The 25,770-nt window shown below is 58.8% G+C and carries 22 protein-coding genes and 2 pseudogenes; 12 read left to right on the top strand and 12 right to left on the bottom strand.

The window, feature by feature from the left end:
- The first annotated feature begins 146 nt into the window (after nucleotides 1-146).
- The 3 genes from MF410_RS35535 (at nucleotide 147) to MF410_RS35525 (ending at nucleotide 1,285) form a co-directional block, all read left to right on the top strand.
- Nucleotides 147-623, top strand: a complete 477-nt coding sequence (locus MF410_RS35535) for an Hsp20 family protein (RefSeq protein WP_128404304.1) — start codon at nucleotides 147-149, stop codon at nucleotides 621-623.
- A 74-nt stretch (nucleotides 624-697) separates the two neighbouring features.
- On the top strand, nucleotides 698-997 hold the full coding sequence (locus MF410_RS35530) for a DUF982 domain-containing protein (protein WP_028734430.1): 300 nt from the start codon (nucleotides 698-700) through the stop codon (nucleotides 995-997).
- A gap of 9 nt (nucleotides 998-1,006) precedes the next feature.
- On the top strand, nucleotides 1,007-1,285 hold the full coding sequence (locus MF410_RS35525; protein WP_222149089.1) for a hypothetical protein: 279 nt from the start codon (nucleotides 1,007-1,009) through the stop codon (nucleotides 1,283-1,285).
- Nucleotides 1,286-1,434: 149 nt separating this feature from the next.
- Here the strand turns inward: MF410_RS35525 and dinB are convergent, their stop codons facing one another.
- A complete protein-coding gene (gene dinB / locus MF410_RS35520) occupies nucleotides 1,435-2,535 on the bottom strand; it encodes a DNA polymerase IV (RefSeq protein WP_222149090.1) in 1,101 nt (366 codons plus the stop codon).
- A 245-nt stretch (nucleotides 2,536-2,780) separates the two neighbouring features.
- Nucleotides 2,781-3,554, bottom strand: coding sequence for an SOS response-associated peptidase (locus MF410_RS35515; RefSeq protein ID WP_222149128.1), 774 nt, complete (start codon nucleotides 3,552-3,554; stop codon nucleotides 2,781-2,783).
- Nucleotides 3,555-3,853: 299 nt separating this feature from the next.
- Between MF410_RS35515 and MF410_RS35510 the strand changes: the two genes are divergently transcribed.
- Genes MF410_RS35510 through MF410_RS35500 form a run of 3 tightly spaced genes read left to right on the top strand, consistent with a single transcriptional unit; the run spans nucleotide 3,854 to nucleotide 9,343 of the window.
- Nucleotides 3,854-4,612 (top strand): ImuA family protein, encoded by a 759-nt coding sequence (locus tag MF410_RS35510; protein WP_222149129.1) that lies wholly within the window; start codon nucleotides 3,854-3,856, stop codon nucleotides 4,610-4,612.
- Entirely contained in the window at nucleotides 4,527-6,044 is a 1,518-nt protein-coding gene (locus MF410_RS35505; RefSeq protein WP_222149091.1) for a DNA polymerase Y family protein, read from the top strand. The genes MF410_RS35510 and MF410_RS35505 overlap by 86 nt, the downstream gene beginning before the upstream one ends.
- The gene (locus MF410_RS35500; protein ID WP_239621481.1) at nucleotides 6,041-9,343 is read left to right on the top strand and encodes an error-prone DNA polymerase; all 3,303 of its coding nucleotides are present in this window, start codon (nucleotides 6,041-6,043) and stop codon (nucleotides 9,341-9,343) included. The genes MF410_RS35505 and MF410_RS35500 overlap by 4 nt, the downstream gene beginning before the upstream one ends.
- A gap of 431 nt (nucleotides 9,344-9,774) precedes the next feature.
- Here MF410_RS35500 and MF410_RS35495 read toward each other — a convergent pair whose 3' ends face one another.
- Nucleotides 9,775-11,121, bottom strand: coding sequence for an FAD-binding oxidoreductase (locus MF410_RS35495; RefSeq protein WP_239621487.1), 1,347 nt, complete (start codon nucleotides 11,119-11,121; stop codon nucleotides 9,775-9,777).
- 474 nt (nucleotides 11,122-11,595) lie between these two features.
- Between MF410_RS35495 and MF410_RS35490 the strand changes: the two genes are divergently transcribed.
- Nucleotides 11,596-11,871 carry an acyl-CoA dehydrogenase C-terminal domain-containing protein gene (locus MF410_RS35490; protein ID WP_239621486.1) on the top strand — a complete coding sequence of 92 codons (276 nt, stop codon included), beginning with the start codon at nucleotides 11,596-11,598 and terminating at the stop codon, nucleotides 11,869-11,871.
- A 304-nt stretch (nucleotides 11,872-12,175) separates the two neighbouring features.
- Here MF410_RS35490 and MF410_RS35485 read toward each other — a convergent pair.
- The 3 genes and pseudogenes from MF410_RS35485 to MF410_RS35475 all read right to left on the bottom strand — a co-directional run.
- Nucleotides 12,176-12,796 (bottom strand): annotated as a pseudogene (locus MF410_RS35485) (IS6 family transposase); the annotation flags it as partial.
- A 13-nt stretch (nucleotides 12,797-12,809) separates the two neighbouring features.
- On the bottom strand, nucleotides 12,810-13,463 hold the full coding sequence (locus MF410_RS35480) for an SDR family oxidoreductase (RefSeq protein ID WP_222149094.1): 654 nt from the start codon (nucleotides 13,461-13,463) through the stop codon (nucleotides 12,810-12,812).
- A gap of 55 nt (nucleotides 13,464-13,518) precedes the next feature.
- Nucleotides 13,519-14,607 carry an NADH:flavin oxidoreductase/NADH oxidase gene (locus MF410_RS35475; RefSeq protein ID WP_345774751.1) on the bottom strand — a complete coding sequence of 363 codons (1,089 nt, stop codon included), beginning with the start codon at nucleotides 14,605-14,607 and terminating at the stop codon, nucleotides 13,519-13,521.
- A 254-nt stretch (nucleotides 14,608-14,861) separates the two neighbouring features.
- Between MF410_RS35475 and MF410_RS35470 the strand changes: the two genes are divergently transcribed.
- On the top strand, nucleotides 14,862-15,755 hold the full coding sequence (locus MF410_RS35470) for an MBL fold metallo-hydrolase (protein WP_222149096.1): 894 nt from the start codon (nucleotides 14,862-14,864) through the stop codon (nucleotides 15,753-15,755).
- Nucleotides 15,756-15,772: 17 nt separating this feature from the next.
- Nucleotides 15,773-15,916, top strand: a pseudogene (locus MF410_RS35465) (alcohol dehydrogenase); the annotation flags it as partial.
- A gap of 143 nt (nucleotides 15,917-16,059) precedes the next feature.
- Here MF410_RS35465 and istB read toward each other — a convergent pair.
- The 3 genes from istB to MF410_RS35450 all read right to left on the bottom strand — a co-directional run bounded on the left by istB (nucleotide 16,060) and on the right by MF410_RS35450 (nucleotide 20,134).
- Entirely contained in the window at nucleotides 16,060-16,794 is a 735-nt protein-coding gene (gene istB / locus MF410_RS35460; RefSeq protein WP_222135253.1) for an IS21-like element helper ATPase IstB, read from the bottom strand.
- Between the two features lies 1 nt (nucleotide 16,795).
- The gene (gene istA, locus MF410_RS35455; protein WP_222135254.1) at nucleotides 16,796-18,295 is read right to left on the bottom strand and encodes an IS21 family transposase; all 1,500 of its coding nucleotides are present in this window, start codon (nucleotides 18,293-18,295) and stop codon (nucleotides 16,796-16,798) included.
- Nucleotides 18,296-18,607: 312 nt separating this feature from the next.
- Nucleotides 18,608-20,134, bottom strand: coding sequence for a sugar ABC transporter ATP-binding protein (locus tag MF410_RS35450; protein WP_239621478.1), 1,527 nt, complete (start codon nucleotides 20,132-20,134; stop codon nucleotides 18,608-18,610).
- A 322-nt stretch (nucleotides 20,135-20,456) separates the two neighbouring features.
- On the opposite strand from MF410_RS35450, the gene MF410_RS35445 reads away from it, so the two are divergent.
- Nucleotides 20,457-21,248, top strand: coding sequence for an SDR family oxidoreductase (locus MF410_RS35445; protein ID WP_222149112.1), 792 nt, complete (start codon nucleotides 20,457-20,459; stop codon nucleotides 21,246-21,248).
- Nucleotides 21,249-21,396: 148 nt separating this feature from the next.
- The gene (locus tag MF410_RS35440; protein WP_222149113.1) at nucleotides 21,397-21,852 is read left to right on the top strand and encodes a RidA family protein; all 456 of its coding nucleotides are present in this window, start codon (nucleotides 21,397-21,399) and stop codon (nucleotides 21,850-21,852) included.
- A 312-nt stretch (nucleotides 21,853-22,164) separates the two neighbouring features.
- On the opposite strand, the gene MF410_RS35435 is transcribed toward MF410_RS35440, so the two are convergent.
- Both MF410_RS35435 and MF410_RS35430 read right to left on the bottom strand, forming a co-directional pair.
- Nucleotides 22,165-22,794 carry a flavin reductase family protein gene (locus MF410_RS35435; protein ID WP_222149114.1) on the bottom strand — a complete coding sequence of 210 codons (630 nt, stop codon included), beginning with the start codon at nucleotides 22,792-22,794 and terminating at the stop codon, nucleotides 22,165-22,167.
- Between the two features lie 4 nt (nucleotides 22,795-22,798).
- Nucleotides 22,799-23,242 (bottom strand): SRPBCC family protein, encoded by a 444-nt coding sequence (locus MF410_RS35430; RefSeq protein ID WP_221973866.1) that lies wholly within the window; start codon nucleotides 23,240-23,242, stop codon nucleotides 22,799-22,801.
- A gap of 311 nt (nucleotides 23,243-23,553) precedes the next feature.
- Between MF410_RS35430 and MF410_RS35425 the strand changes: the two genes are divergently transcribed.
- On the top strand, nucleotides 23,554-23,940 hold the full coding sequence (locus MF410_RS35425; RefSeq protein ID WP_222149115.1) for a nuclear transport factor 2 family protein: 387 nt from the start codon (nucleotides 23,554-23,556) through the stop codon (nucleotides 23,938-23,940).
- Between the two features lie 779 nt (nucleotides 23,941-24,719).
- On the opposite strand, the gene MF410_RS35420 is transcribed toward MF410_RS35425, so the two are convergent.
- Entirely contained in the window at nucleotides 24,720-25,676 is a 957-nt protein-coding gene (locus MF410_RS35420; protein WP_222149116.1) for a LysR family transcriptional regulator, read from the bottom strand.
- Nucleotides 25,677-25,770 lie beyond the last annotated feature (94 nt).

The raw sequence follows: 25,770 nt of genomic DNA, 5'->3' as shown, positions 1-25,770 counted from the left end.
GTCAAATTTTTTCTACTGCTGCTCTTGAATCCAAATATGCCAAAAACCAAATCGATTGCCGCCAGCCGCTAAAGAAGGGCTGGCCTTGCTGGAGGCACCGTCTTTCGGCGCTTCCGTACCCATGTTGCTTCAAGGAGGATATGGCTATGGCAACATCTTACGACTACGCACCTCTGTTCCGCTCCAGCGTCGGCTTCGACCGGGTTTTCAATCTTCTGGAAAACGCCCAGCGCGCCCGGTCGATCAGCGACTGGCCGCCCTATGACATTGTCAAGACCGGTGACGACACCTATCGGATCTCGATCGCGGTCGCGGGCTTCACCCAGGACGAACTCGACATCACCTTCCAATCCAATCTACTGATGGTCACGGGCAAGAAGCAGGAAGCGGCTGCCGAGGGCTACCTACATCGCGGCATTGCCGGCCGGCCGTTCGACCACCGGTTCGAACTCGCCGACCACGTCAGAGTGAACGGGGCTGATCTGAGCAATGGCCTCCTGTCGATCGATCTGGTTCGCGAGATCCCGGAGGCACTGAAGCCGCGCAGGATCTCCATCCAGACCGAGCCCGCTCTGGTGCCTTCGGCCGCCCCGGCGCAGATCGAAGCGCAGAAGGCGGCTTGACCCGCATTGACCGCAGAACAAGGGCGCCGTGACTACGGCGCCCATCAACATTCCGGGTTGGGAAGGAGAGAGCGATGAAACCCGATATGTTTAGACAGCCTGTTTCCATTCTCGTCGGCCTTGGTTTCCCAGCAGAGGTTCGCTGCGTCATGGATGCCTACCGGCATCTTTCCGAATGGCCGACATCACTCAGGGACAGCACGCATGCGATTGCCCTGAAGGCCTGCAGTGCGGCACTGCGTGGCGAGATTGAAGCGGAAACCGCGCGTGGTCTGTTTGCGGCCTTCGCCGAGAAACATGATCTGCTGGCGCCGGAAACCAATATGATCGCGGCCTCACGCCTGCGGCGTGACCGGGATCCACAGGTACAGTGAGGTGGTTCGATGACGCACGACATGTTGCAGCAGGCGGCCAGCAACGCGAGGGCGATGGGACCAGCGGTCTTGCTTCAGGGTATGCAGCTTCAGCGGCCAATCGACGTGGTGAGAGCGCCGGCTCTTTCCGTCGATGATAAGCGAACGATCCTCGCGGCCTGGGCCTCCGACTTTTACGCTATCGATTCGAAGCCGGCCCTCCGGCAGGTGCCGGGAATGCCAGAGCCGATTTCGATCGATGAGGTACAGTCCGCGCTGAAAGAACTCGATCGGCGCTATGGTATCTGACGGACTGCGCGTTCAAGCGGCCTGCTTCGACGATTTGGCGAGCCGCTTGATCGCCTGTTCGAGGGAACGCTGTCCATCGAAATAATCCTGCCAGGCGCCGCCGCACCTCCCCCGCGGCAGACTTTTTCGTTTTCGGAGGCTTGTTCCTGCTACAGGTTGAGATCGAGTTGCGGCTTCCCCTCGGTCGCGGCGTTGGTCTGATCGTTGGTCAGCGACGAGAGCGTGACGCCCAGCAGGCGCACGGACAGCTTGAAGGGATAGACGGTTGCCAGAAGTCCGGATGCCGTGTCGAACACGTCAGTAACGCTTGCGAACGGGATTGTGCCAGTCCGACTGCGCGTCGCCTGGGTGAAGTCCGAGTATTTGACCTTCACGGTTACCGTCTTACCGCTAATTCCCTGCGCCTCGCAGTAGCGCCAGACCTTCTCGGCAAGCGGTTTTAGCTCAGCCGTTGCGTGTTCGAGATCATCGATATCCTCGGCGAATGTGTCTTCGGCTCCCACCGATTTGCGGATGCGGTCAGGCCGGACCTGGCGCTCGTCAATGCCACGGGCGATGCCGTAGAAATAGGGTCCCGACTTGCCGAAATGCTCCTGCAGGAAGATGAGCGACTTTGATTTCAGATCGAGCCCGGTCTCAATCCCGTATTTACGCATGCGCTCGGCGGTGGCCGGCCCGACGCCATGGAATTTCTTGACGGGCAGGGTCTCGACAAAGGCTGGCCCATTCTTCGGCGTGATGACGGCCTGGCCGCTGGGCTTGTTCAAATCGCTGGCCATCTTTGCGAGGAACTTGTTGTAGGAGATGCCGGCCGAAGCGTTGAGCCCGGTGACCTGCTTGATCTTGGCGCGGATCTCCTGGGCAATCTCGGTGGCGATTTCCATGCCCTTCAAATTCTCGGTGACATCGAGGTAGGCTTCGTCCAGCGATAGGGGCTCGATCAGCGGCGTATATTCGGCGAAAATTTCGCGGATTTGCCGGGAAACTTCCTTATAGACGTCGAAGCGCGGCGGCACGAAAATCAGGTCTGGACATTTCCGTTTTGCGGTGACCGACGGCATGGCCGAATGGACACCATAGGCTCGCGCCTCATAGCTTGCGGCGGCCACCACGCCCCGCGCTGCGGATCCGCCGACGGCGAGTGGCTTGCCACGAAGTTCCGGGTTATCACGCTGCTCGACCGACGCGTAAAAGGCATCCATGTCCACATGGACGATTTTTCGGATCGGCGTTGGCGTCATATCGTTCATGGCGGTTTCTGCAAAAAAGCTACAGGCTCGGTGTCCCCTTTGCAGGCCTTGCCCGAAACAAAGAGAGAACATAGCAGTCTTCGCGGCGATATCAACACGCGTTTTCCCGAAGCAGGGCTGCGAATCGATCACTTCGTCTTAAGCCCGCACTTGCTGACAATCTCAAGCAGGCCAAGGTCGACAAGTTGGACCACACAAGTGATTATGCACCGATGTGGATCGAGTTGCATTAGACCGGTCCAGATTCAGAAAAGGCTCGGCTGCGCGACCGGTTCTCCGGCCTTTGTTACGATCGTCGAGCCGTAAGGCTCCCGGGATACTACGATCAGCGCGTCGTTGGGCAACGGACGGGCAAGCGCTTTGGCCTCGTCCCATGGCGCGCGCATCCAGACATCGGTCTCTTCTTTGGTCAGCAGAAGAACCGGCATGGCTCTCCCGTGGATGGGCTTCACAAGGTCATTCGCATCCGTCGTCAGAAAACTATAGAGATCATCGGTCGTCAGCCCGTCCTTGACCTTCCGCACGCTCGTCCATTGCGGCACATGGACGCCCGCAAAGAACATCAGAGGCTTGCTTTCATCGCGTGCGAACCAGGCGTTTGGAGTCCTGCCGCCCTCTTCCTTGGCGGCTGGATCGGGCTCCGCGAAGCTGGTCACAGCGACAAGGCAGCGATGCTCGACACCAAACCAACGCTTCCAGTGCGGGAAATTGAGAGTGCGGACATTCGTGGTGCCGCCATCCACCTGATCACGCAGCAAGGCCTCGAAGTCGACGTCCTTACCCTTGGCTCGCAGTTTTTTGGCCTTCTTCTCAGCTTCTTTCTTGAGAGCGAATAGCGGGGAGGGCAGACCCCAGCGCGCATGCACCAGCTGCTTTCTTCCGTCGGCCGTATTGCGCAGGATCGGCCCGATCTGATCCGGGTTCATTTGGTACGCTGGCATGAGGTTGATCATGCTCTCGGCGTCCTGAGCCCACTTGGCAACCCAATCCTTGTCTTCCATGCGGTACAGATTGCACATGGGCAGTGGCCGCTCCCGTGAACACTGCGAGCATCGTAACCGATGGAATTGCGAAATGCCAACCGGCCGATAGTAAGTTGCGAATCCGACGAAATTTATTTCCGCTTCGACCAAATCGCCGCAATTGGCGCATGGCCATGATTCGCAAAGCGAATCTCTTGGTTTCCTGAAAGTTGAGAGATAATATTCCTATTCTCGGTTGCTTGACTCTTCGAGCGCGTCGGAACAGATAGAGAACATCTGCATTTGAACGACATGAAGTCGAAACTCCAACACGGCCTTCAAGGGACGCGTGAATGATGACTGCTGCCCGCAACAGGGTAATTACCGATCTACGCGACCGTATCGCCTCGCTCGAGGGCGGATCGACGAGAAAGGTCGGCTGCCTTGCTTTTGGGGTTTCCGAAATTGACGCAGTGCTTCCAGGCGGCGGTCTGGCCTATGGCGCCCTACACGAGTTTGCCGGTGGCGGGTCCGGAACGGTCGATGGTGCGGCCGCTGCCCTCTGTGTGGCGGGGATCGCTGCGCGAACCAAGGGGCAGATCCTTTGGTGCATGACGCGTCCAGACCTGTTTTTCCCGGCCCTGGCTTTGGCGGGTCTTCATTCCGATCGCGTGGTCTTTGCCGAGGCCGATAGGGAAGAGGATGTCCTGGCGACCATGGAGGAAGGTCTTGGCTACGGTGGCCTGGGCGCCGTGGTTGGCGAGCTCGTCCGTCTTCCGATGACCGCCTCGCGCCGGCTTCAGCTTGCGGCCGAGAAGACCGGAACGATGGGGCTGGTCGTGCGACGATGGCGACGCCAGACCGAGGCATCGGATTTTGGTCAGCCGACGGCGTCGACATCAAGGTGGCGCGTCAGCGTACTGCCATCGGAAGAGCTACCGGTTCCAGGCGTTGGGCGGCCGCGATGGCTCCTGGAGCTGATGAGAGTGAAAGCGGGTGAGTGCGCAGAGTTTATTGTAGGAGCGTGCGATGCCACGGGTCGTATCCATTTATCTACCGGATCTCGCGATCGACAGGATCAGGCGGGCCGATGGCGTGGGAATGCTCACCGCTGAGCGGTCACTTGTCGTCGTCGCGAAGAGTGGTTCCAAACGCTGGATCGCGGCGGCTGATGAAACAGCCCGATCGGCGGGCCTTCATATTGGCATGCCGGCCGCGAAGGCGCAGGCCATCGTCCAGGGCCTGCAGATGGTCGACGCCGATCCGATCGCCGACACTGCGGCCCTCGAACGCCTCACGGTCTGGGCGTTGACGCAGTACACGCCGATTGTCGCAATGGATGCGCCCGACGGCATCGTCATGGACACCGAAGGCGCCGATCATCTCCAGGGCGGCGAGGATCTGATGCTATCCGGCATCGTCAATCGCTTCCGTGCCAAGGGGCTGACTGCGCGGGTCGCGATTGCCGACAGCTGGGGTGCCGCGCATGCGCTGGCACGGGTGAGCAAGCGCGATACCGTAATCGCTGCGCGCCATGAAACATCGCGTTTCGTCGAACGGCTACCGATATCATCATTACGTTTGCCTGCGGAAACCGTCATCGGCCTGCGGACCCTCGGGTTTCAGACGATCGGCGAGCTGTCGGCCACACCACGCGCGCCGCTTGCCCTTCGCTTCGGTCCCGAAATCGGCCGCCGTCTCGACCAGATGTATGGGCGGCTGCCGGAGCCGATCGATCCGATCCGTCCAATGGATGTCATCGAAGTCAGCCGCGCCTTCGCCGAGCCGATCGGCGCGCCCGAGACCATTGCCAAATATGTCTCGCGGCTTGTGGTTGAACTCTGCGAAGCGCTCCAGAAAAAGGGCCTCGGCGTTCGCCGCGCGGATCTTCTCGTCCACAAGGTCGACAACACCATGCAGGCGATCCGCGCCGGAACCGCGAAACCCGCCCGCGATGTGGCCTGGTTGACGAAGCTATTCAAGGACCGGATCGAGAAGATCGAGCCGGGCTTCGGGATCGAGAAGCTCTCGCTGGTGGCTGTCATCGCCGAACCGCTCACTGAAGTGCAGAAAGCGTCCTCCCTGATCGAGGAAGAGATCGTGGATATCGCGCCGCTGATCGACGTGATCGGCAATCGCGGGCAGCGTGTCTATCGGATAGTGCCTGTGGCGAGCGACGTGCCCGAGCGCAGCGTCACGCGCGTGAGTGCGGTTGCCGAGGAGACCGGTGCGTTATGGAGCTTGCATTGGCCTCGACCCGTTCGGCTCCTCTCCTGTCCGGAACTCATCGAGGTGATCGCGCTCCTGCCGGATCATCCACCTGTGTCGATGACCTGGCGCGGCAAGCGCCGCCGGGTGAAACGCGCAGACGGCCCGGAGCGGATTTTCGGCGAGTGGTGGACGAGAGGCTCCGAGTTTGATGCAGTACGCGACTATTTCGTGATCGAAGACGAGGGCGGCGAACGGTTCTGGATATTCAGGTCGGGTGATGGCATCGATGCGGCGACCGGCTCGCACAAATGGTTTCTGCACGGGATTTTCGCATGAGATATGCCGAGTTGCAGGTCACGACCCATTTCTCATTCCTGCGCGGGGCATCGTCGGCGGATGAGCTGTTTGCGACCGCCAAGGCGCTCGGCATCGAGGCGCTCGGCGTCGTCGACAGAAACTCGCTCGCCGGCATCGTCCGGGCGTTGGAAGCCTCTCGTGCCACAGGCGTCCGCCTGCTGGTCGGTTGCCGTCTCGATCTGCAGGACGGCATGTCGATCCTGGTCTATCCGACCGATCGCGCCGCCTATTCGCGACTGACCCGGTTGCTGACGCTCGGCAAGGGTAGGGGCGGTAAAGCCAACTGCATCCTGCATCTCGACGACGTCGCGCTCTATGCCGAAGGTCTGATCGGTATTTTGGTGCCTGACCTGCCCGACGAGACCTGCGCCGTGCAGCTCAGAAAGATGGCGGAGATGTTCGGGGACCGGGCCTATCTGGCGCTTTCCCTTCGCCGGCGGCCAAACGACCAGATGCGGCTGCACGATCTGTCGAACATGGCCACACGCTTCAAGGTGAAGACCGTTGTGACGAACGACGTTCTTTTCCATGAGCCGTCGCGCCGTCAGCTGCAGGACGTCGTCACCTGTATTCGCACCAGAACCACGATCGATGACGTCGGTTTCGAGAGGGAGCGTCATGCGGATAGATTCCTGAAGCCGCCCGAAGAGATGCAGCGGTTGTTCCCCCGTTACCCGGACGCATTGGCCCGGACGATGGAAATCGCCGATCGCTGTCGGTTCTCGCTCGAGGAGCTGACCTATCAATATCCTGAGGAGGCGATCGTCCCAGGCAAGGACGCGCAAGCGTCTCTCGAGCATTATGTCTGGGAATGCGCGCCTACGCGTTATCCGGAAGGTCTGCCGCCGAACGTTCTGAAAATCATTCGGCATGAGCTCGACCTCATCCGGGCTATGAAATACGCACCCTACTTCCTGACCGTGTTTTCGATCGTCCGATATGCCCGCAGCCAAGGCATTCTCTGTCAGGGGCGGGGCTCGGCGGCAAACTCGGCCGTCTGTTATATCCTCGGGATCACGTCGATCGATCCCGAGACGAACGATCTCCTCTTCGAGCGGTTCGTTTCCCAGGAGCGCGACGAGCCGCCGGATATTGACGTCGACTTCGAGCATGAGCGCCGCGAGGAAGTCATTCAGTGGATCTATAAGACCTACACCCATCAGAAGGCAGCTCTGTGCGCGACCGTGACCCGATATCGTGCGAAAGGGGCGATCCGCGATGTCGGCAAGGCACTCGGTCTGCCGGAGGATATGATCAAGGCTCTCTCGTCGGGCATGTGGTCCTGGTCGGCCGATATGGTCGGCGACCGGAACCTGCGCGAACTCAACCTCAATCCCGACGACCGTCGCCTCGCACTGACGCTGAAACTTGCGCAGCAGTTGATGGGCGCGCCCCGGCATCTCGGCCAGCATCCCGGTGGATTCGTGTTGACGCATGATCGGCTCGACGATCTCGTCCCCATCGAGCCCGCATCAATGGCCGACCGGCAGGTGATCGAATGGGACAAGGACGATGTCGAAGCCTTGAAGTTCATGAAGGTTGATGTTCTGGCGTTGGGGATGCTGACCTGCATGGCAAAAGCGTTCAAGCTGATTGACGAGCATAAGGGCGAAACGATCGATCTGGCGAATATCGAGCAGGAAGACTCTGCGACCTATGCGATGATCCGCAAGGCCGACACTCTCGGAACGTTCCAGATCGAAAGTCGGGCTCAGATGGCGATGTTGCCGCGGCTGAAGCCGCGGACGTTTTACGATCTTGTCATCCAGGTCGCCATCGTCCGGCCTGGACCAATACAGGGCGACATGGTGCATCCCTACCTGCGCCGCCGCGAAGGCAAGGAACCGGTCGTCTATCCGACGCCCGAACTGGAAGCGGTGCTTGGAAAGACACTCGGCGTGCCGCTCTTCCAGGAGTTGGCCATGAAGGTGGCGATGGTCTGCGCCGGCTTCACCGGCGGCGAGGCCGATCAGCTTCGCAAATCGATGGCCACGTTCAGGTTTACCGGTGGCGTCTCGAAATTCAAGGACAAGCTGGTTTCCGGCATGGTGAAGAATGGATACTCGCCGGAGTTTGCTGAAAAGACCTTTTCGCAGCTCGAAGGTTTTGGCTCCTACGGATTTCCGGAAAGCCATGCGGCGAGCTTCGCGCTCATCGCCTACGCCTCCAGCTATGTGAAATGCCATTACGCCGACGCGTTCTGCGCGGCCTTGATCAACAGCCAACCCATGGGTTTCTATGCGGTCGCCCAGATCGTCGGCGACGCCCGCAACCATGGTGTGGAGATCCGGCCGGTCTGTATCAACCGCTCTCGTTGGGACTGCACGCTTGAGCCGGTCGTGGGTGACGAGCGCCGCCATGCTGTCCGCCTGGGTATGCGGCTGGTGCGTGGCCTGGCCTCAGTCGATGCGGCACGCATCGTGGCCGCCCGTGCCGATCAGCCCTTCGACAGCGTCGATGACCTGTGGCGGCGCGCGAGCGTTCCGGCGGCATCGCTGGTCGAACTGGCGGAGGCCGATGCTTTCCTGCCATCGCTCGAACTTCAGCGACGAGAGGCGCTGTGGGCGATCAAAGCTTTGCGCGATGAGCCACTGCCCCTCTTTGTTGCCGCGGCCGAGCGCGAGATGAAGACGATCGCCGAGCAGCAGGAGCCTGATGTCCAACTCCGGCAGATGACAGATGGGCACAACGTCATCCAGGATTACAGCCATACCGGTCTGACCCTGCGCGAGCACCCGATCGCGTTCTTGCGCAAGGACCTTGCAGCTCGAAGCATCGTCACCTGCGGAGAAGCGATGTCGGCCCGTGATGGCCGCTGGCTGATGACCGCAGGCCTCGTTCTCGTCCGTCAGATGCCGGGTTCGGCCAAAGGCGTGATGTTTCTGACGATCGAGGATGAGACCGGTCCGGCGAACGTCGTCGTCTGGCCGAAGCTCTTCGAGCGGCGCCGGCGCGTCGTGCTCGGATCGAGCATGATGGCGATCAACGGACGAATCCAACGGGAAGGGGAGGTCGTGCATCTCATCGCCCAACAGCTCTTCGATCTCTCCGGCGACCTATCAGCCTTGGCGGATCGTGATGGGGAGTTCAAGCTGCCGACGGGGCGCGGTGACGAGTTCGCCCATGGATCTCCGGGAAGTTCCGATTCAAGGGACCGTGCTCCGGCGGTCAAGCCGCGGGATATTTTCGTCCCGTTATGCCGAGTTCGGCATAAGGGAACTTATCCCGAGCCGGAGCCTATGCCGAACTCGTTTCCTAAAGCCCGAGATTTCCGGTAAAGCCGCGTGGCAAGCTCGGCATAATATCCAGTCTCCGCTGTTACAATTTAGCGGACACGAGCATGACCACTTTACCAGCAAAGAACGCAGTTCTTTCGCAAACTGTCGACGACTGGCCACATCACGCCTGCGTACGCTCCGTCGTCAACTCGATGACGGATGGAGGTTACAGTGCCAAAAGCAACCAATCGACGATCCGAACGATAACGACGTTCATCGAATGGAATAGGGGGTGCCGGAACGGCGACCCGACACATCTTGCCTACGATGATATTGATCGCTTCATCGAATGTCGTGCCGCCGCGAGTACATTGCGACACGGAGAACGGCGCTCTCTCGGGCGTCTGAGAGCACAACGGCGTTTTTACACTTTCTCCGGATGCTTGATGTTGGCATCTCTGCGCCGGCAGTAGCAGACATAGTCGAACTCTTCAGATCGCTGGTCCCAAGCGAATTGCGCTTCCGTCGGTGAAGCGCGAGAGGCGGAAGCGGTGAAGATTATGGCCGATCCCGTTTCCTTGGATCAGGTCGGATGCGACCCTGCCAATTCCAGGGCCAATACCAAAACCATGGCCGCTCATTCCCGTTGCGACGAAGAGCCCGTTGATCGCGGCCACCTGATCCACGACAGGGACCACGTCCGGCATGGCGTCGATCATCCCCGCCCAAGTCGTTTTGAGACGAACCGGGCCAAATCGCGGATACAGGCTGTCGAAGCCGCGCCGTATCGAGGTCAAGTCACTCTTGCCCGGAGCGGGGTTGAGCACCCGCATTTGTTCGAAGGGACTGGGGGTTTCCGCATTCCAGTCGCGTGGGGTCGACCAGCTATCTGGAAAGCCCGAGGGCGCTGCGGGAAGATAACGGGTGCCCAAAGGGTGGGCGAGTAGCGCCGGAAGATATTTCGTCGCATGACGGAACGAGTTTGGGCCGACGTACAGAAGGTGACTACCACCGGGAGCCAAGGTGTACCCACCGTCATGCCTGCGCCTAAAGGCGATATCATCGTCCATGGCCGCACCGGCGTGGAATGCCGGCAGAGGCTCTGTCGCCGCGACCGTTGCCCTAACGCTAAGCTGCGGGATCGACACACCATGCTTTCTGAGTAACAGGGATGACCATGCACCGCCCGCCACTAGCGCGATGGAGGTCGCGATCTTACCGTGCTCGGTGCAGACCCCTGCGACCCTGCCCCCAGCTATATCGAGTGCCCGAACAGCACAATTTTCGATGATCCGTACGCCCTTGCGAGCGGCGAGCCGTGCAAAAGCCGGAACAGCCAGCCATGGCTCGGCTCGCATGTCGGACGGGGTAGTCATTGCCCCGCTGAACCTCCGACTCATACCTGAGGCCACGGACGACACATCGTCGCCGTCTACAAGGCGCGTGTCGAGATCGTGGGCAGCGGCGATCTTCATGAAGTCTTCGAACGCAGCCATGTCCTTGGCCGTCCGGGCCAGATAGGTAACGCCAGTTTGTCGGAGGCCAATGTCTTCACGACATTCGTCCGCCAACTGTCGCCAGAGGCGGCAGGCTTCGATCACTATTGGCAGCTCGTCAGCGTCTCGCCCTTGCTTTCGTATCCAGCCCCAGTTGCGCGAGGACTGTTCGGCGGCAATGCGTCCTTTCTCAAGCAATGTCACTTGCACATCTCGATTAGCAAGGAAGATGGCGGTGCACACTCCGACAATTCCGCCTCCGATGATCACCACCTCGGAGGCATTAGGGATCGGACTGGAATGCTGAACGGGATCGGCTTCGGAGAAGGGAAACATTGGAATCTTTTCTTGATTGGCTTCCGCTGATCCCTAGCTCGTAGGCAATAATCGTTCAAGTTAGATGTCCGCAAGGGCGAAAACCCGCCTTCCAGTGCTTTGAAAATATGCCGAGCTTGCCACGCGGCTTCACCGATAGGGTGACCGAGCGCGCATGCGCCACACTGCGCACTGAGACTGGCATTGAAATCGCCTCGCTTGGCTTGCAGATCCACGGTGGCATGGGATACGTCGAGGAGACCGGGGCTGCTCAACACTGGCGCGACAGCCGGATCACCACGATCTACGAGGGGACGACCGGCATACAGGCAAACACGCTTGTCAGGCGCAGTGTCCTGCGCGACAACGGTGCTGCCGTAGCCGAGTTGATCGCCGAGATCGCGGCGGAGGGTCGCGCACTCGACGGGACCGGTCTCGCGGACGAGGGCGCAGCCCTCGCAAGCTGCAGCGGATGCGGCAACAGCAACGGTCGATCATCTTATCGCGGCGAACCAACGGGATACCCGGCTCGCGTTCGGTGGTGCCGTTCCGTTCCTCACCTTGATGGGAACGCTTCTCGGCGGCCAAATGCTGGCGCGTGCCGCCAAGGCAGCGCTCACCGAAATCGACCGGGGCAACAATGACCCTTGGTGGACCGCCCGTGTCGGTCTTGCCCGCTTCTATGCTGGGCACATCCTGCCACAAGTCGCCGCTCAGCGGACGGCGGTGATCAAGGGTGCAAGCACGGTTTTCGCCTTCGATGAGAGGCTTCTGTGACCGCCGTGACCGCCTGAGGACAATGGGTGTGGATAGCCTGAGCCGGTGCCGGGAGCGTTCGGCTGCAGCTTGGACCGGAATGCTGACAGCGAACGTCGCCTCAATGTTGAACGTGGTCCGTATTGATCGGCCACAAGCATCGAGAGGAAGCGGCCATGAACTAGGCATCGTAAACTTACCGGCAACGAGGGTTGACCATGGCGTCGGCCTATTTCGTCGGTCATGCCCGGCGATTTTCGCCCACAGGTTCATCGCCGCAGAACGCAATTCCGCGATACTGGTTGGAGGGGATGTCGTGGCGGGAGATGTGGAACAGGTTGGCAATCGGGTCGTGGATGGAGATGAAGCGTTGTAGATGTCGCTGTGACTTGAAGCGCTTCATGATCCGCTCTCGCCGCCGGACTGGTTGGCGAGAATCCTCCGCCCGATTGTTCAACCCTTTGTGGGAACGATACTCAACACCGGGCATGATCTCCCGCTTTGCGGCGTCATAAGATCGAAGCTTATCGGTGATCATTAACCGCGGCGCTCGGCCCTGGCTCTTCAGGAGCTTACGCATCAGGCGTTTGGCCGCCTTTGCATTGCCGCGGCTTTGCACCAACACCTCCAGAACAAACCCGTCCTGATCCACCGCCCGCCATAACCAATGCTTCTTGCCCCGGATCGAAATGACGGCCTCATCGAGGTGCCATTTGTCGCCGAGCCGACCGGATGAGCGGCGGCGGATCTCGTTGGCGAAGGTACGTCCGAATTTCTCCGCCCAAAGCCGCACCGTTTGATGCGAGACAATGATCCCACGGGCAGCCAGCCAGTCCTCGACCATGCGCAGGCTGAGAGGGAAACGGAAGTAGAGCCACACGGCGTGGGCAATGACTTCAGCGGGAAAGCGATAGCAATAAGATTGGCCGCACAAATCGCGGCCAATCTTATAAGTGCATTCAGCGTCCCAGTTTAGCCACCGCCTCGGCGACAGCATCGTCCCCGTTCGTCAACTCGACAATGGATCGCCGGACGGCAGGTTCTTCGATGAGTGCAACGATCGTTTCGGCGACATCATCGCGCGTCACGGTCCCATAGGGAATGGCGGCGTTGGCCTTGATCATCCCGGTGCCAGGTTCGTCCGACAGGGTTCCCGGCCTAAGGATGACCCAATCGAGCTCGGTGTCAGCAAGGTAGGCGTCCGCAAGTTTCTTGACGGCGATGTAGTTCTCGAAGCCTTCGCTGTTTTCCTTTTCGCGCCACGCCTCGGGAAAGGCAGAAACCAAAATGAAACGACGCACGCCCGCCAGTTTCGCCGCATCGACGGCTGTTTCAAGACCTCGGCCATCGATTGCATTCGTTTGTTCGACGCCCGCCCCGCCTGCGCCGGCCGTGAACACGACGACGTCACATCCGTCAATAATGTTTGCGAGACTCCGTGCATCGATGATCTGGATGCTGCCGAAAATCGGATTCGCGCCTGCTGCAGCAAGCGTGCTTTCCTGCTCGCGCTTTCGGTGCAATGCGTCGACCCGGTGACCGCGCACCGCCAATTTGCGGACAAGGCGGATTCCGACTTTCCCTGCAGCGCCGATAACAAAAATACTGGCCATAAAAGTATCCTTCGTCGTGCCTTTAATAGAAGTGTGGGTCTCGGGCCGCGTCACGCTATGCCGCCGCGCTGGACTGCGAAGTGTATGGTCCGAGTTGATGCAGCTTACGCTCACGATGATTCAGCCACCATCCGATCTGGGGCGGCCAGCTGCCGAATGGTGATGCAGGATCGGCCGCGTTGAGGGCCTGCTCTGCACGTAGAGCAAAATTTGGCTCACGTAGCGCCTCCCGGCCGATCGCGACGAGGTTAGCCTGGCCCGAGGCAACGATCGCTTCCGCTTGAAACGGATCGACAATGAGCCCGACCGCCATTGTGGCGAGGCCGCTTTCTGTCTGTATGCGTTCAGCGTAGGGAACTTGATGCCCGTAGCCGGTAGGATACTCATAGGGGCGTCCAATCCCGCCGGAAGAGCAGTCGATCACATCCACGCCGATCGCCGCGAGCTCCTTGGCGTAAGCTATGCTGTCATCGAGAGATACGCCTTCGCGGCTGCCGTCAACGGCAGACACTCTCACGAAAAGAGCTTTGTCTTGCGGCCAGATTTCCCGCAGCGTCTTCGCGATCTCGAGCGGAAGGCGCATACGTCCTGCAAGCGTCCCGCCATAGATATCATTTCGTTTGTTCGTCAAAGGAGACAAGAACGAGTTGAGCAGATACCCATGAGCGGTGTGAAGCTCGAGGACTTCGAAGCCCGCTTCAAGCGCGCGGCGCGCCGCGGCGGCGAAATCGTCCTTCACCTGTTGGATCCCCTTGATGTCTAGCGCGCCGGGGACTAGCCAGCCCGTATCAACGGGCAGGGGGCTAGCCGAAACGATAGGCCACGGATGATCACCGCGGGCGTGGTCGTCCCCTGTAAGCGGGCCGTCGCCGTAATAAGGTCGCTGCATGGCCGCTTTTGGTCCAGCATGAGCAATCTGGATCCCAGGGGTAGAGCCCTGCTTCTTCAGGAACGCGGCAATTTCGGCGAGGCCGGAGACCTGCCGATCATCCCAAAGTCCAACATCTCCATGTGTAATTCTGCCTTCAGGCGAGACCGCCGTCGCCTCGATCATGACCAGGCCGAAACCGCCAAGCGCAAACTTGCCGTAGTGAACGAGATGATAAGGCGTCACGAAGCCGTCGATGGCTTCGTACTGGCACATTGGGAGAGAGCCAGCCTGTTCTTTAGCGAGACTTGTCGAATGGTGAGAGGTTGAAAGAGGGATGACATCTGAACCGAGAATCCTTTTGCGATGCTAATTGTCTGTAACGAACATTACAGACGGAAATGTGTTGTCTCAGACTTGAAACTTCAACCCCCAGGATGTGCATCCCCGCGGTGCGACGACAATCCTCATTGACAGATTAACATACAATCTGTCAAACAAAGCGCGCAACGCTTTGGGAGGAGCCGACGATGTCATTCGACGAAGCACACCGAACGAAACTGCCGTATTTCTATCCATTCAAGTTCGGGGACGGCCAGATAACGGTCCTGTCAGACGGACCGCTGGAACTGGGTGATCCGAGCGAAAATTTCCTCGGTGTCACGCCTAAGACGGTCGGGGAAATGCTTGAGCGCAGCTTCTTGCCACTGGATAACGTGGTGCTTGAGCAGAATGTGCCGCTCGTCGAAATCAACGGCAAGACCATCCTTTTTGACACCGGAATGGGCACGTCGAAGGCTTTCGGGCCGACCACTGGCCGCTTGCTGACCAGCATGCAAGAGGCTGGTCGCAGTCCTGACGAGGTAGATGCGGTCGTGCTTTCCCACGCTCACATCGACCATACGGGCGGCCTATGCAACGAAGCGGGAGAACTGAACTTTCCGAACGCGGAAATTTACATAAGCGAAAGCGATTTCAACGATTGGACCGACGGTTCCACGCTCGATCCAGTATTCAAATTCCAAGTTGAGAACGCCAGACGGAATCTCCTCCCTCACAGAGATCGGACCTTTTTCTTCCGCGATGGACAGGAGATTCTCCCCGGCGTCCAGGCGTTGCACGCGCCAGGCCACACGCTCGGCCATCATTGCTTCATGATTGAGTCCGGCAACGACAGGCTGTGCTTCCTTGGCGACCTCACCCACCATCACGTCCTTCTGATGGAGCGGCCCTGGATGGAGTTCAAGTACGATACAGACCCGACTTTGTCCGCCAGGTCGCGCACCAGGGTACTGGATATGCTCGCGACCGACCGCATTCAGGTGATGTCATATCATTTTGCCTGGCCCGGAACCGGACACGTAGCGCGCGAAGGAGACGGCTTCCGTTACTTCCAGTCGCCGATGCGGCTATTAGCTCACTGATAATCGAGGATTCTCCAATGCAAATGCGTTCCGTAATTCTTCGGGAATCGGGCTTGTCGAAGCCGTACGCCCAGTCGAAACCGCTCGTTATCGAGACAGTCGAATTAACTCCCCCAGGCCCGTTGGAAGTTCTGGTCAAAATCAAAGCCGCCGGCGTGTGCTGTCAATCGGCTTGGTAACGGGACCCCTTATCGGCTCCCAAAAGTGACCCCTGCCTCTGGTTGCATAGGGTCAGCGCGCGTAGGCCCGGAGCTTTTCATTTAGCGCAGGGGCCTGCGGGCGCGGGTTGGTTGTCTTTTCGGCTTTAGCTTTGAGAGCGGTTTTTGAAGCGCCAGGATTCATTTCCGGTTTCCAGGATCTCGCAATGGTGGGTGAGCCTGTCGAGAAGAGCGGCGGTCATCTTGGCGTCGCCGAACACAGCGGGCCATTCTCCGAAGGCTAGGTTGGTCGTGACGATGACCGACGTCCGCTCGTAAAGCCTGCTGATCAAATGGAAGAGAAGCTGGCCGCCGGCCTGAGCGAACGGGAGATAGCCGAGTTCGTCCATGATGACGAAGTCGAGCCTGGTGATGAAGTCGGCAAGCCGCCCCTGTTTGCCATTGCGTGCTTCTGTCTCAAGCCGATTGACGAGATCGACAACATTGAAGAACCGGCCCCGCGCTCCGTTGCGGATAAGAGCACGGGCAAGCGCGATGGACAGATGGGACTTCCCTGTGCCGGTCCCGCCGACCAGAACAACATTGTGTTGCTCGGCGAGGAACGCCCCGGTCGCGAGCTGGCGCACTAACCCTTCATTGACCGGTGTATCGGTGAAGTCAAAGTCGTTGATATCCTTGGCCAGCGGCAATTTGGCGATGGCGATCTGGTATTTGATCGACCGGGCCTGCTTCTCAGCAATCTCTGACTGCAACAAGTCACCGACAATACGGGGCGGTTCATGCTGGCGTTTGATGCCGGAAGCCATTGTCTCGTCGTATGCGCTGCGCATGCCAAACAGCTTCAGCGTGCCCATCATGTCGAGGATTTGGGATCGTTCCATATCAGCTTGCCCTCCTGAGGCTGTCGTAACGTGCGCAATCGGCCAGAGGCTCATGGGTCAGGCGAAGCGCATCGGGAATGGAAAGGATGGCGGCCGGTTGCGGATCACGCTTACGGGCCAGAATGTTGATGATGACGGCGGATGAGAACACGCCCTGATCGAGCGCCTCCTGGCAGGCTGCTTCAACGGTGGGAAGCCCGGCCTCACCGACACATTCCAGGATCGCCACCATCTGCCGGTCGCCGTCATGCATGGCCTTCAACCGGCGGCGCACCTTCTCCATGGCGGCGGGCAAAACCCAGTCATGGAACGGGGCGCCGTTGCGTAGGGCTCCCGGCTTGCGGGTCAGGACCGGAACGTAATGCCATGGATTATAGATCGTCTCGCCGCGGCCGAAGCAGCGGTCGTGCTGACCGATCTCGATGCCATCTTGCCGGATGACGATGCGGTCGGCATAGGCATGTACCTCTGCCGGGCGACCGACCGCGGTGGACAGCACCGAGTATTTGTTGTTGTCGAAACGCACGAGGCAGGTCTTGCCGATCGAGGCCTGGACGGCGTGGAAGCCATCGAACTTGCCGGGATAACTGATCATATGCGGCCGCTCCGCATCGAACACCTCCCAGATCGTGTGCTCCGTCTGATCGACATGCTTATGGGCGCGGGCATAGCTGATGCACTTGTCCAGCAGCCAGCCGTTCAGCTCATCGTAGGATTTGAAGCGCAGACGTGGGGTGAAGAAGCGCTCTCTCACCAGATTGACCTGGTTCTCGACCTGGCCCTTCTCCCAGCCGGACGCCGGCGTGCAGGCCACCGGCTCGACAAGGAAATGGCTGCACATCTGCAGGAAACGACGGTTATATTGCCGTTCCTTGCCAACGAAGACCGTCTCCACCGCCGTCTTCATATTATCATAGATGCCGCGCGTGCAGGCTCCGCCGAAGAACGCGAACGCCTTGTCATGGGCGTCGAAGACCATCTCCTGCGTCTCTCGCGGATAGGCCCTCACAAACATCATTCGGCTGTGGCAAAGCCGGACATGAGCCACCTTCACCGTTGTCGTCACGCCGTTCAGTACGACAATCTCGTGGCTCCAGTCGAACTGGTAGGCTTCGCCGGGCGCGTAATAAAGCGGGACATAGGCTTCCGCCGTCACGGCCCCGCGCTCTTTCGACCATGTCCTCGCATAACGCCGAACGGTGTCGTAACCGCCTTCATAGCCGAGGTCGCGTAAATCCTCGTATATCCGGATCAGCGTCAGGCGCTCGCGGGAAGCCTTGGCCTCATTGGCAAGCAATATCCGATCGAGTTGTTCGCGCCATGGTCCGAGCTTCGGCTGAGGTTGACGGGCTCGCTCGTATTTGAACTCCGTCTCATCGGTGCGCAAAACCTTCCGCACCACTTTCCGCGATATGCCCAACTCCCGGCAGATCGCCTTGATCGACTTGCCTTGCACATGGGCCAGCCGTCGTATCTTCAGAATTGTTTCCACAATAAGCATCCAAACAAAAAGCCTCCGATGAAACCGGAGGCTGTTGTAACCCCATCGCAGATGGGGGTCCCGTTTGGACGCCGATCACCCCAAATGCGGGGTCCTTATTCCATGCCTAATCACAGAAAGACGATGCCTATTCCGAACGTCTGAAGGGCAGTCTTCAGATGAACTGTCGGATTGTGGCTCTTTCCGCGCGTCTCCAAAATCGCTTCGTTGGACATTGCATTTCCTTTCGACGGGCACATTGGATCGCCGCTCAAAGCGATCGCTGAGCTGCTGTGTGGTGGTTCACGAAGGTTATGGTTTGGAGACCGTCGCTTAGGCTGCGAGGTCCATTATGTTCTTTTGCGTCGCAACGGATGCATCGAGGGTGTGCGAGAGCTTGCCCCGACGGAAGATCGCTATCCTATCGCTCACGTGGAGCACTTCGGGTGCTTCCGAGGATACCATCAGTACCGCGTTGCCCCGTGACGCAAACTCGCGCAGAAAACGATATATTTCCTGCTTAGCGCCTTCGTCGATGCCTCTTGTCGGCTCATCGCATATGAGAAGCTTCGGATCGCTGGTAAGGCACCGGGCAATGATGACTTTCTGCTGGTTACCTCCACTAAGGCTCTCGACCGTGAGGTTGGGAGAAGCGCATTTGACGCGTTGGGAGGCGATCATGGCGTCGACGATACTGATTTCGCTACGTCGCCTAATCCAGAAAAACCGACTGAGTTTCCGGATGATGGAAAGGGTGATGTTGTGAGCGATCGAAGCTTGGAGAACGAGGCCGGTCATCTTCCGATCCTCCGGAATCATTGTCATCCCGGCTTCGATGGATGCTCTGGGGTTACCGGGACGGACGGCTTTACCGTCTAATTTGACCTCACCGCTGCTTGGCTTGCGAACGCCGTAGACCGCTTCGAGAAACTCGGTGCGGCCCGATCCCAAAAGACCGTAGATCCCCACGATTTCGCCGGCGCGAACATCAAGCGAAATGTTGTCGAATGTTCCCGGCTCGCTCAAGTTTCGAACTTCAAGCACCTTTTTCTCGGTAATCCGGGTGTCGAAATTGCGCTCCGTCTCGACTTCGCGGCCAACGATCTGCGTCACCAGATGTCTGCGATCGATATCGGCTATTCGCCCAGTTTCGATAAACTCTCCATCCCGGAAGATCGTGTATTCGTCCGCGATCTCGAAAATCTCGGTGAGTTTGTGGGAGACATAGATTATGCCCCTACCCTTCGTCTGAAGGCGGCGGATCGCCTTGAAGAGAATGTGCGCTTCGTGCTCGCCGATAGCGGATGTCGGTTCGTCCATGATGATGATATCTGCGTCGCGGCTGAGGGCCTTCGCGATCTCCACCAGTTGGGTCTGGGCCAGCGTGAGTTCATCCATCCTCGCGTTCGCCGGGACGTCGAACTCCAGGTCCGATAGGAGCCGTCGTGCGTCTCTTTGCATCGTCTTGTGGTCCACGAATACTCTGAGCTTCCTCGGTTCATGCCCCAGGAAGAGGTTTTCGGCCACGGTCATGGCGGGAACCGGGTTTAATTCCTGCGAGATCATCACGACACCCTTTGCCATGGCCTCCGAAGGTGTGTGGAACTCGACACGGTGGCCCTTGACGAATATTTCCCCGCCATCGCGCGCAAGGGCACCCATAAGAATGTTCAGGAAGGTGGACTTCCCCGCGCCGTTCCCGCCGCACAGGGCGTGGACGCTACCGGGGCGTACCTCAAGTTTCCCGTGTTTGAGCGCAGGGACTCCGTTGAAGGACTTTGCTATTCCGGCAGCGCTGATCAGTGGTTGAGCCGTCGACCCTTGGCCGGAAACTCCCGAAACGTTCACAGGCATTATCATGATCCTCCTACAGCGGCGTCGGGCTCCAAGTCCTCCACTCAAACCTGCCGCTTCTGTCAGATTGTCTGAAAATCAGTTTGAGTCAATACGCGGGGAAATACTTTTTCTGGTTGTGCAGCGGGCAAAGATGGATCAGGAATGCCTCTAATAACGCGAATAACTCACGAGAATGGCGATTCCGTTGATGAAATGGTGGCTTTTTTGTCCCTTGTATCTTATCAGACAATCAGACCAAGTTGCGGAGGCTATGACGGCGTGAGCCATCCCCTCCCAAAATCCAACGATCTGATTGTTGGGTGGACGAGATACGGAACCAAAATGCATGGGCATTTTCGACAAACCATTCGATGACGCAAACCACCGGGCGCTTGTGACGGGAGCCGGCAACGGCATCGGTCGATCGATCGCCCAGGCACTGACAGGAGAAGGTGTCAGAACTCTTTTCGCGGATGTAAGTGCCGAGCGCGTTGAGGCAGCTCTTGCGGGCGCTCCCCGCCCTGAACTCGCCGTGCCATGGGTCGGCGATCTGTCCAAGCGGGAGCGATGCGACGCTCTCCTGTCTTTCGCTGCAAAGGAAATCGGAGTGACAACCCACTTCGTTCACAGCGCCGCCCCGCCGAGGAAAGAGAGCGATCATTCGCTCGCCGTGACGGACGAAACCTGGGAAACCATGCGCTCGGTCAATGTCGACGCCGGTTTCCACCTTTCCCGGGAACTGGCCAAACCATTGATACGTGCCGGGCGTCCCGGATCGTTTCTGTTTCTCACGTCGCTCCATGCCGGCACCCCTCGCAACCTGCCGCACTACAGCACCTCGAAAGCTGCACTCGCCATGTTGGTCAAGGAACTTGCAAAGACCCTCGGTCAGTTTCAGATAAGGGTGAACGCCCTAGTGCCCGGTATCATCGGTGCGGGCGGTTTCGTCGCCGACCCCTCTATGGTCCGCTTCATTCCGCTTGGCCGGATCGGTAGTAGCGACGACCTCGTGCCAACTGCTTTGGTCGTGCTGTCCGACAGGCTATCGGGCTACGTGACGGGGGCGTCGTTGGTGGTGGATGGAGGCGCTTCGCTGACAAACTGGTTTGACGCCCCGTCGCTTGGCAGGGACATTTAACGCAAAGTTCGGAAAGCAGGAGCCAGACAGTGAATGCCGCCTGCCTCCTCACGCCATCAATTATCGATGACATCGATATTCGCTATGCGGGCCATCGATTGGACAGATGCTTAGAAACGTGACGAACCAGCAAATGGAAGGCTAACTGATGTCGATCTCAAACCGCATTGCCGAACTCAAACTTGAGTTGCCCATCGTCAAGGCACCCGCCGCCAACTATGCCAACGCCGTTCGCTCGGGAAGCTATGTCTACTGCTCGGGAACGGTCCCGGTCACCCCCGAGGGCGAGATCCCGAAGGGCAAGGTTGGGCGCGATCTCACGACCGAACAGGGTGCCGAGCATGCTCGATACGTAGGCCTGCACCTCCTCTCCATTCTCAAGGAAGAGGTTGGAAATCTCGATCGGGTCAAACGAGTGGTCAAGATTCTAGGCATGGTCAATGCCACGCCGGATTTCGAGGAGCATTCGAAAGTCATCAATGGTTGCTCCGACCTGTTCGAGTCTGTCTTCGGCGTGAAGCACGCCCGGTCGGCCGTCGGCATGGGCAGCCTGCCCTTCGGCATCAGCGTCGAGATCGAAGCGATTTTTGAGCTTGTGGAATGATAGCGATTCCATGGGGCCCGACCTCAGCTGTCGATGGATCCGATCGTTATCGGAAGCGCCCTGATGTCCGCCCTTCAGACGGTCGCATCTCGCAGCGGTCGACGCGGTTGAGCTCGGAATAGTCGATGTTCAGGAAGTAACTCCTCGGAGTGCAGCGGCGTTGGTGCAGCACGTTATATCCCACAACTCCAAAGCCTTCGACGGCCGGTGATTGGAGAAAAAAGGCCCGGTGTAAGCCGGGCCTGAAGGTGCGGAGCTGTGATAGTACTCCGCGGGGAAATCAATGCTCGCGTCACCGCGCGAGGTACCGCCCTAGACCGAAACGTCCACGGCGTCGCCGACCGCATAAAAATGACCGCCTGCAACATAGTGCAGGCTTCGCCATTCCGGGTCGGCATTTTCGAACTGCCAGTGCCCGTCTCGAAATATCCGGCGATCGGCCCACGCGCCGACGACTTCGGCTAGGAAGAGATCGAACCAATCTTGAATACCCTTGACGGGTATCACCTTACAAGCAAGCCAGGCGGAACAGCCCGATACGAACGGCAAGTCAAAACCGTCCATCCGGAGCAGTTCCACGCCCGACCGGGCGAGTTTGTCCGGGGTCGTCTTCAGGGAATTGCTTCCAAGCGCGAATGTAAGTGCTGCTTGGCGAGCCGTTGGCACCTGAACGACGAATTGCCCGCTCTTGTCGATCAATTCCCTTGTCGCCGTCTTAGCATCCAGAACCACCGTCAATTTCGGCGGTGAAAAGTCGAGGGGGCACGCCCAAGCGGCGGCCATTACATCGTCAACGCCTCCGCTGCGTGCGGATACGAGAACGGTAGGGCCGTGATTTATCAACCGGACGGCCTTTTCAAGCTCGACCGGAGCGATGTGCGAGCCTGCTGACAGCCAGCCCTCTCGCGGTACCGCTCCGGAAGTATGACCAGCAAGCGTCATGATGTCAGCGTGACTGACGCAAGTAGGCCTGCAGGCTATCGCTGCCGCCGATGATAAGTCCCTGCATCAGCTTCTCGTACTTGCCCTCCGGATCGGGCTCCCTGAGGTCGAACGTTGCAGACCAACGTATGAAGGAACCGCGCTCCCGGGTCAGCGGCGTGACCGCGACCGTGAGGGTGTAGTTGTCGAGCGGCAAGGGAGCCTCCTCGAAACGATACGTCAGACTGCGTCTCACATCGTCCGTGGCGAGCAGGCGTTCTACGATTACGCCGCCGTCGCCGAGGATGAGTTTGCGAACGCACCCAACCATGCCGTCCGGCAGTTCGTTGTCGATCCGGCTCTCCGCGATGTCGGAATGCCACTTGGAAATCTCACCGAATTTTTTAAGCACGTTCCATGCATGATCGGCGTCGCTGTCGATTACGTCGTTGAATTCGACCGATGGCATTTTTGAACCTCCCGATAACACTGCGAGCGTGACGGCCAGCAAGCCGCCAATGATTAGTAGTGATCCCTACAGACACTTTGTGTAATCTTTGCTACAGATGGTCAAGGGTACATTTTCAGAAACTGCGCTGCGGCTTCCGACCCCGTCAGACCCATGCCGCTCAAGCTCAAATTCGGCTTGACTACTACCGCTAAATTGTTCAGATTACCATCTGTAGCGACCACTACAGATGGACGACCAGGCGCACGAGGTTCGCTTCGTGCGAGCGATTTCGTTCGCGGGAACACCCGTCAATCCACCGGAGAAATTCTATGACCAAGAATATCAAGACCATCCCGACGTCGGACTACGAAGAGATCATCGCGACTGTTCAGCACTACGTTGACGGTCTGCGAGTTGGCAAATCCGGCGACGTCGCAAAGGCCTTCAACAAGGACGCCGTGATGTACGGCTTCACCAATGGAAAGCTGCTGGGCGGTCCCATTAAGAACCTGTACGACTTCGTCGACGAAAACGGCATGGCTCCGGAAATCAAGGTGCGTCTCGATATCCTCGGCATCACGCCGACGACCGCCGTTGTTCGCGTCGACATGGAAAAGGACGCTATTGGCGCTGACTACACCGACCTCCACACGCTAATCAAAATGGACGGCAAGTGGCAGATCATCGCGAAGGTCTACCACATGTACGAGGGCTGATTCCTCTCGCGGAAGCCCGTCACCACGTATCGGACGCCGGCCCCGGATTCGAGTCGAGGCTCTCCTCTCGATGGTTCTGCCCCAGGGTCGGCGCTCCGCGTTAAGGTAGCGCAGTGTGGCACAGCGCTACCTTAACACCTCGCTCCCGTCGGTACTCTAGCTTGATCTCTGCGCAGGCTATCTTGGAAAGCGTCATCGAAACTCTCGTGGACACTTGCGGTAGGGCCAACCACCGAGCGGTGCTGGGGCCGGAGACCGAGTCATGAAAAACCCAGCTGTCAATCGGCACCCAAGATTGGACGTCGAAGAGGGGTGAACATTCTCCGCGCCGATCGACAGATATGGCCCGCCACCGCTGCCAAAAACGTGCTGCAGGCCCTTCACAGACAAGCTCCTGGGTATCGCAGGGCCGCTGCGCCTGAGCACGACCTCCGACCAGGGGCGCGAGATGGCGCTGCTCAAGAAGCGCAGCGAGCGCGGGCATCGCCGTGTACTTCTGCGATCCTTACAGCTGATGGCGGCGGGGCTTATACGAGAACTTGAATGGTTTGGTGCGTCAGTATCTACCCAGGAGCACAAATCTCTCGGGCTGCAGCCAAGCACAGTTCGGTGCCATTGCCGATATGATCAACGACCGACCGAAAGGGTCTCGGCGTACGATCTCCGCTGGCTGTCTACCGTGAAATTCTCATCAGCAGTTCCCAGCACGTCGCCCTCGTTCATTGAAATCCAGGTGTTGCGCTTCAGGTTTGAATCCACCGCACCAATAATCAGTAAGGTTATCCTGCGCTAGCATCCAGCATGAAATCAACGAACGCGCGAAGCTTTCCCGGCATATGTTTGCGGTGTGGATAATACAGATGAAACGCATCGTCCATCCCGCTGTGCTGCTTGAGAATGTGCCGCAATTGGCCGCTGGTCAGCTCCTGTTTCGCAAACTGCTCGAATACGAAACCGATGCCTTGCCCCTGTACAGCCGCGTCCACGACAGACCTCATTTCGTCAAATAAAAGACGCCCCTGCACGTCGATTTGAATGATTTGACCCTCCGAACCGAACTTCCATTCAAACCACCGGCCTCCCACGGAATAGCGTTGCCGAATGCAGTTGTGGTCCAGCAGATCATCAATGGTCTTGGGTTCCTTTCGATTTTGAAAATAGTCTGGGGCGGCTACCACAATTCTTTTCTGTACCGGTCCCAGCTGAATGGCCACCATGTCGTTCTGCACTCGCTTGCCCATCCGAATGCCGACGTCAAAGCCGGCATTGACGATGTCGCCGAGCACGTTGTCCAACGATATCTCGACATGGATCAACGGAAAACTCGCCAGAAAGGCATCTATGTGGGGTTCGATCAACATGCGGTATGCGACGTATGAAGAATTGACGCGCACGGTGCCAGACGGCTGATCGGTTGCCAGCAAAGCTTCTGACAAGGAGTCTCTGATCAGTGCGAGCGCGGGTGCCATTTTTGAATTCAGTGACGAACCCGCCTCGGTCAGGCTGACGCTGCGCGTGGTGCGGTTGAATAGTCGGACATTCAATTGCGCTTCCATGGCTTTGATGGTGCGCGACACCGCGGTCGGCGTGACGCCCAATTCTGCTGCCGCCCGGGCAAAGTTCAAATGCCGGGCCGCCGCCTCGAACGTCAGAAGCCCCGGAAGATGCACCGGTAGCGAGGCGGGCACTCCCGCACGGCCGGCATGCGCCGCCTGGATTATGATCTTCTTGTTCATACTGTATGCCTGTTTGTGACTATATACGTCATTGTCACCGATCTCTATACTGCGGGCAACACAAATTCATCATGAAACTTGGTTGCCGCAGGGA

The sequence above is a fragment of the Rhizobium sp. C104 genome (assembly GCF_022354505.1).
Lineage (GTDB): Bacteria > Pseudomonadota > Alphaproteobacteria > Rhizobiales > Rhizobiaceae > Rhizobium > Rhizobium redzepovicii.
Note: the sequence above shows the minus strand (reverse complement) of the source record. Positions and strands in the feature narration are given on the sequence as shown.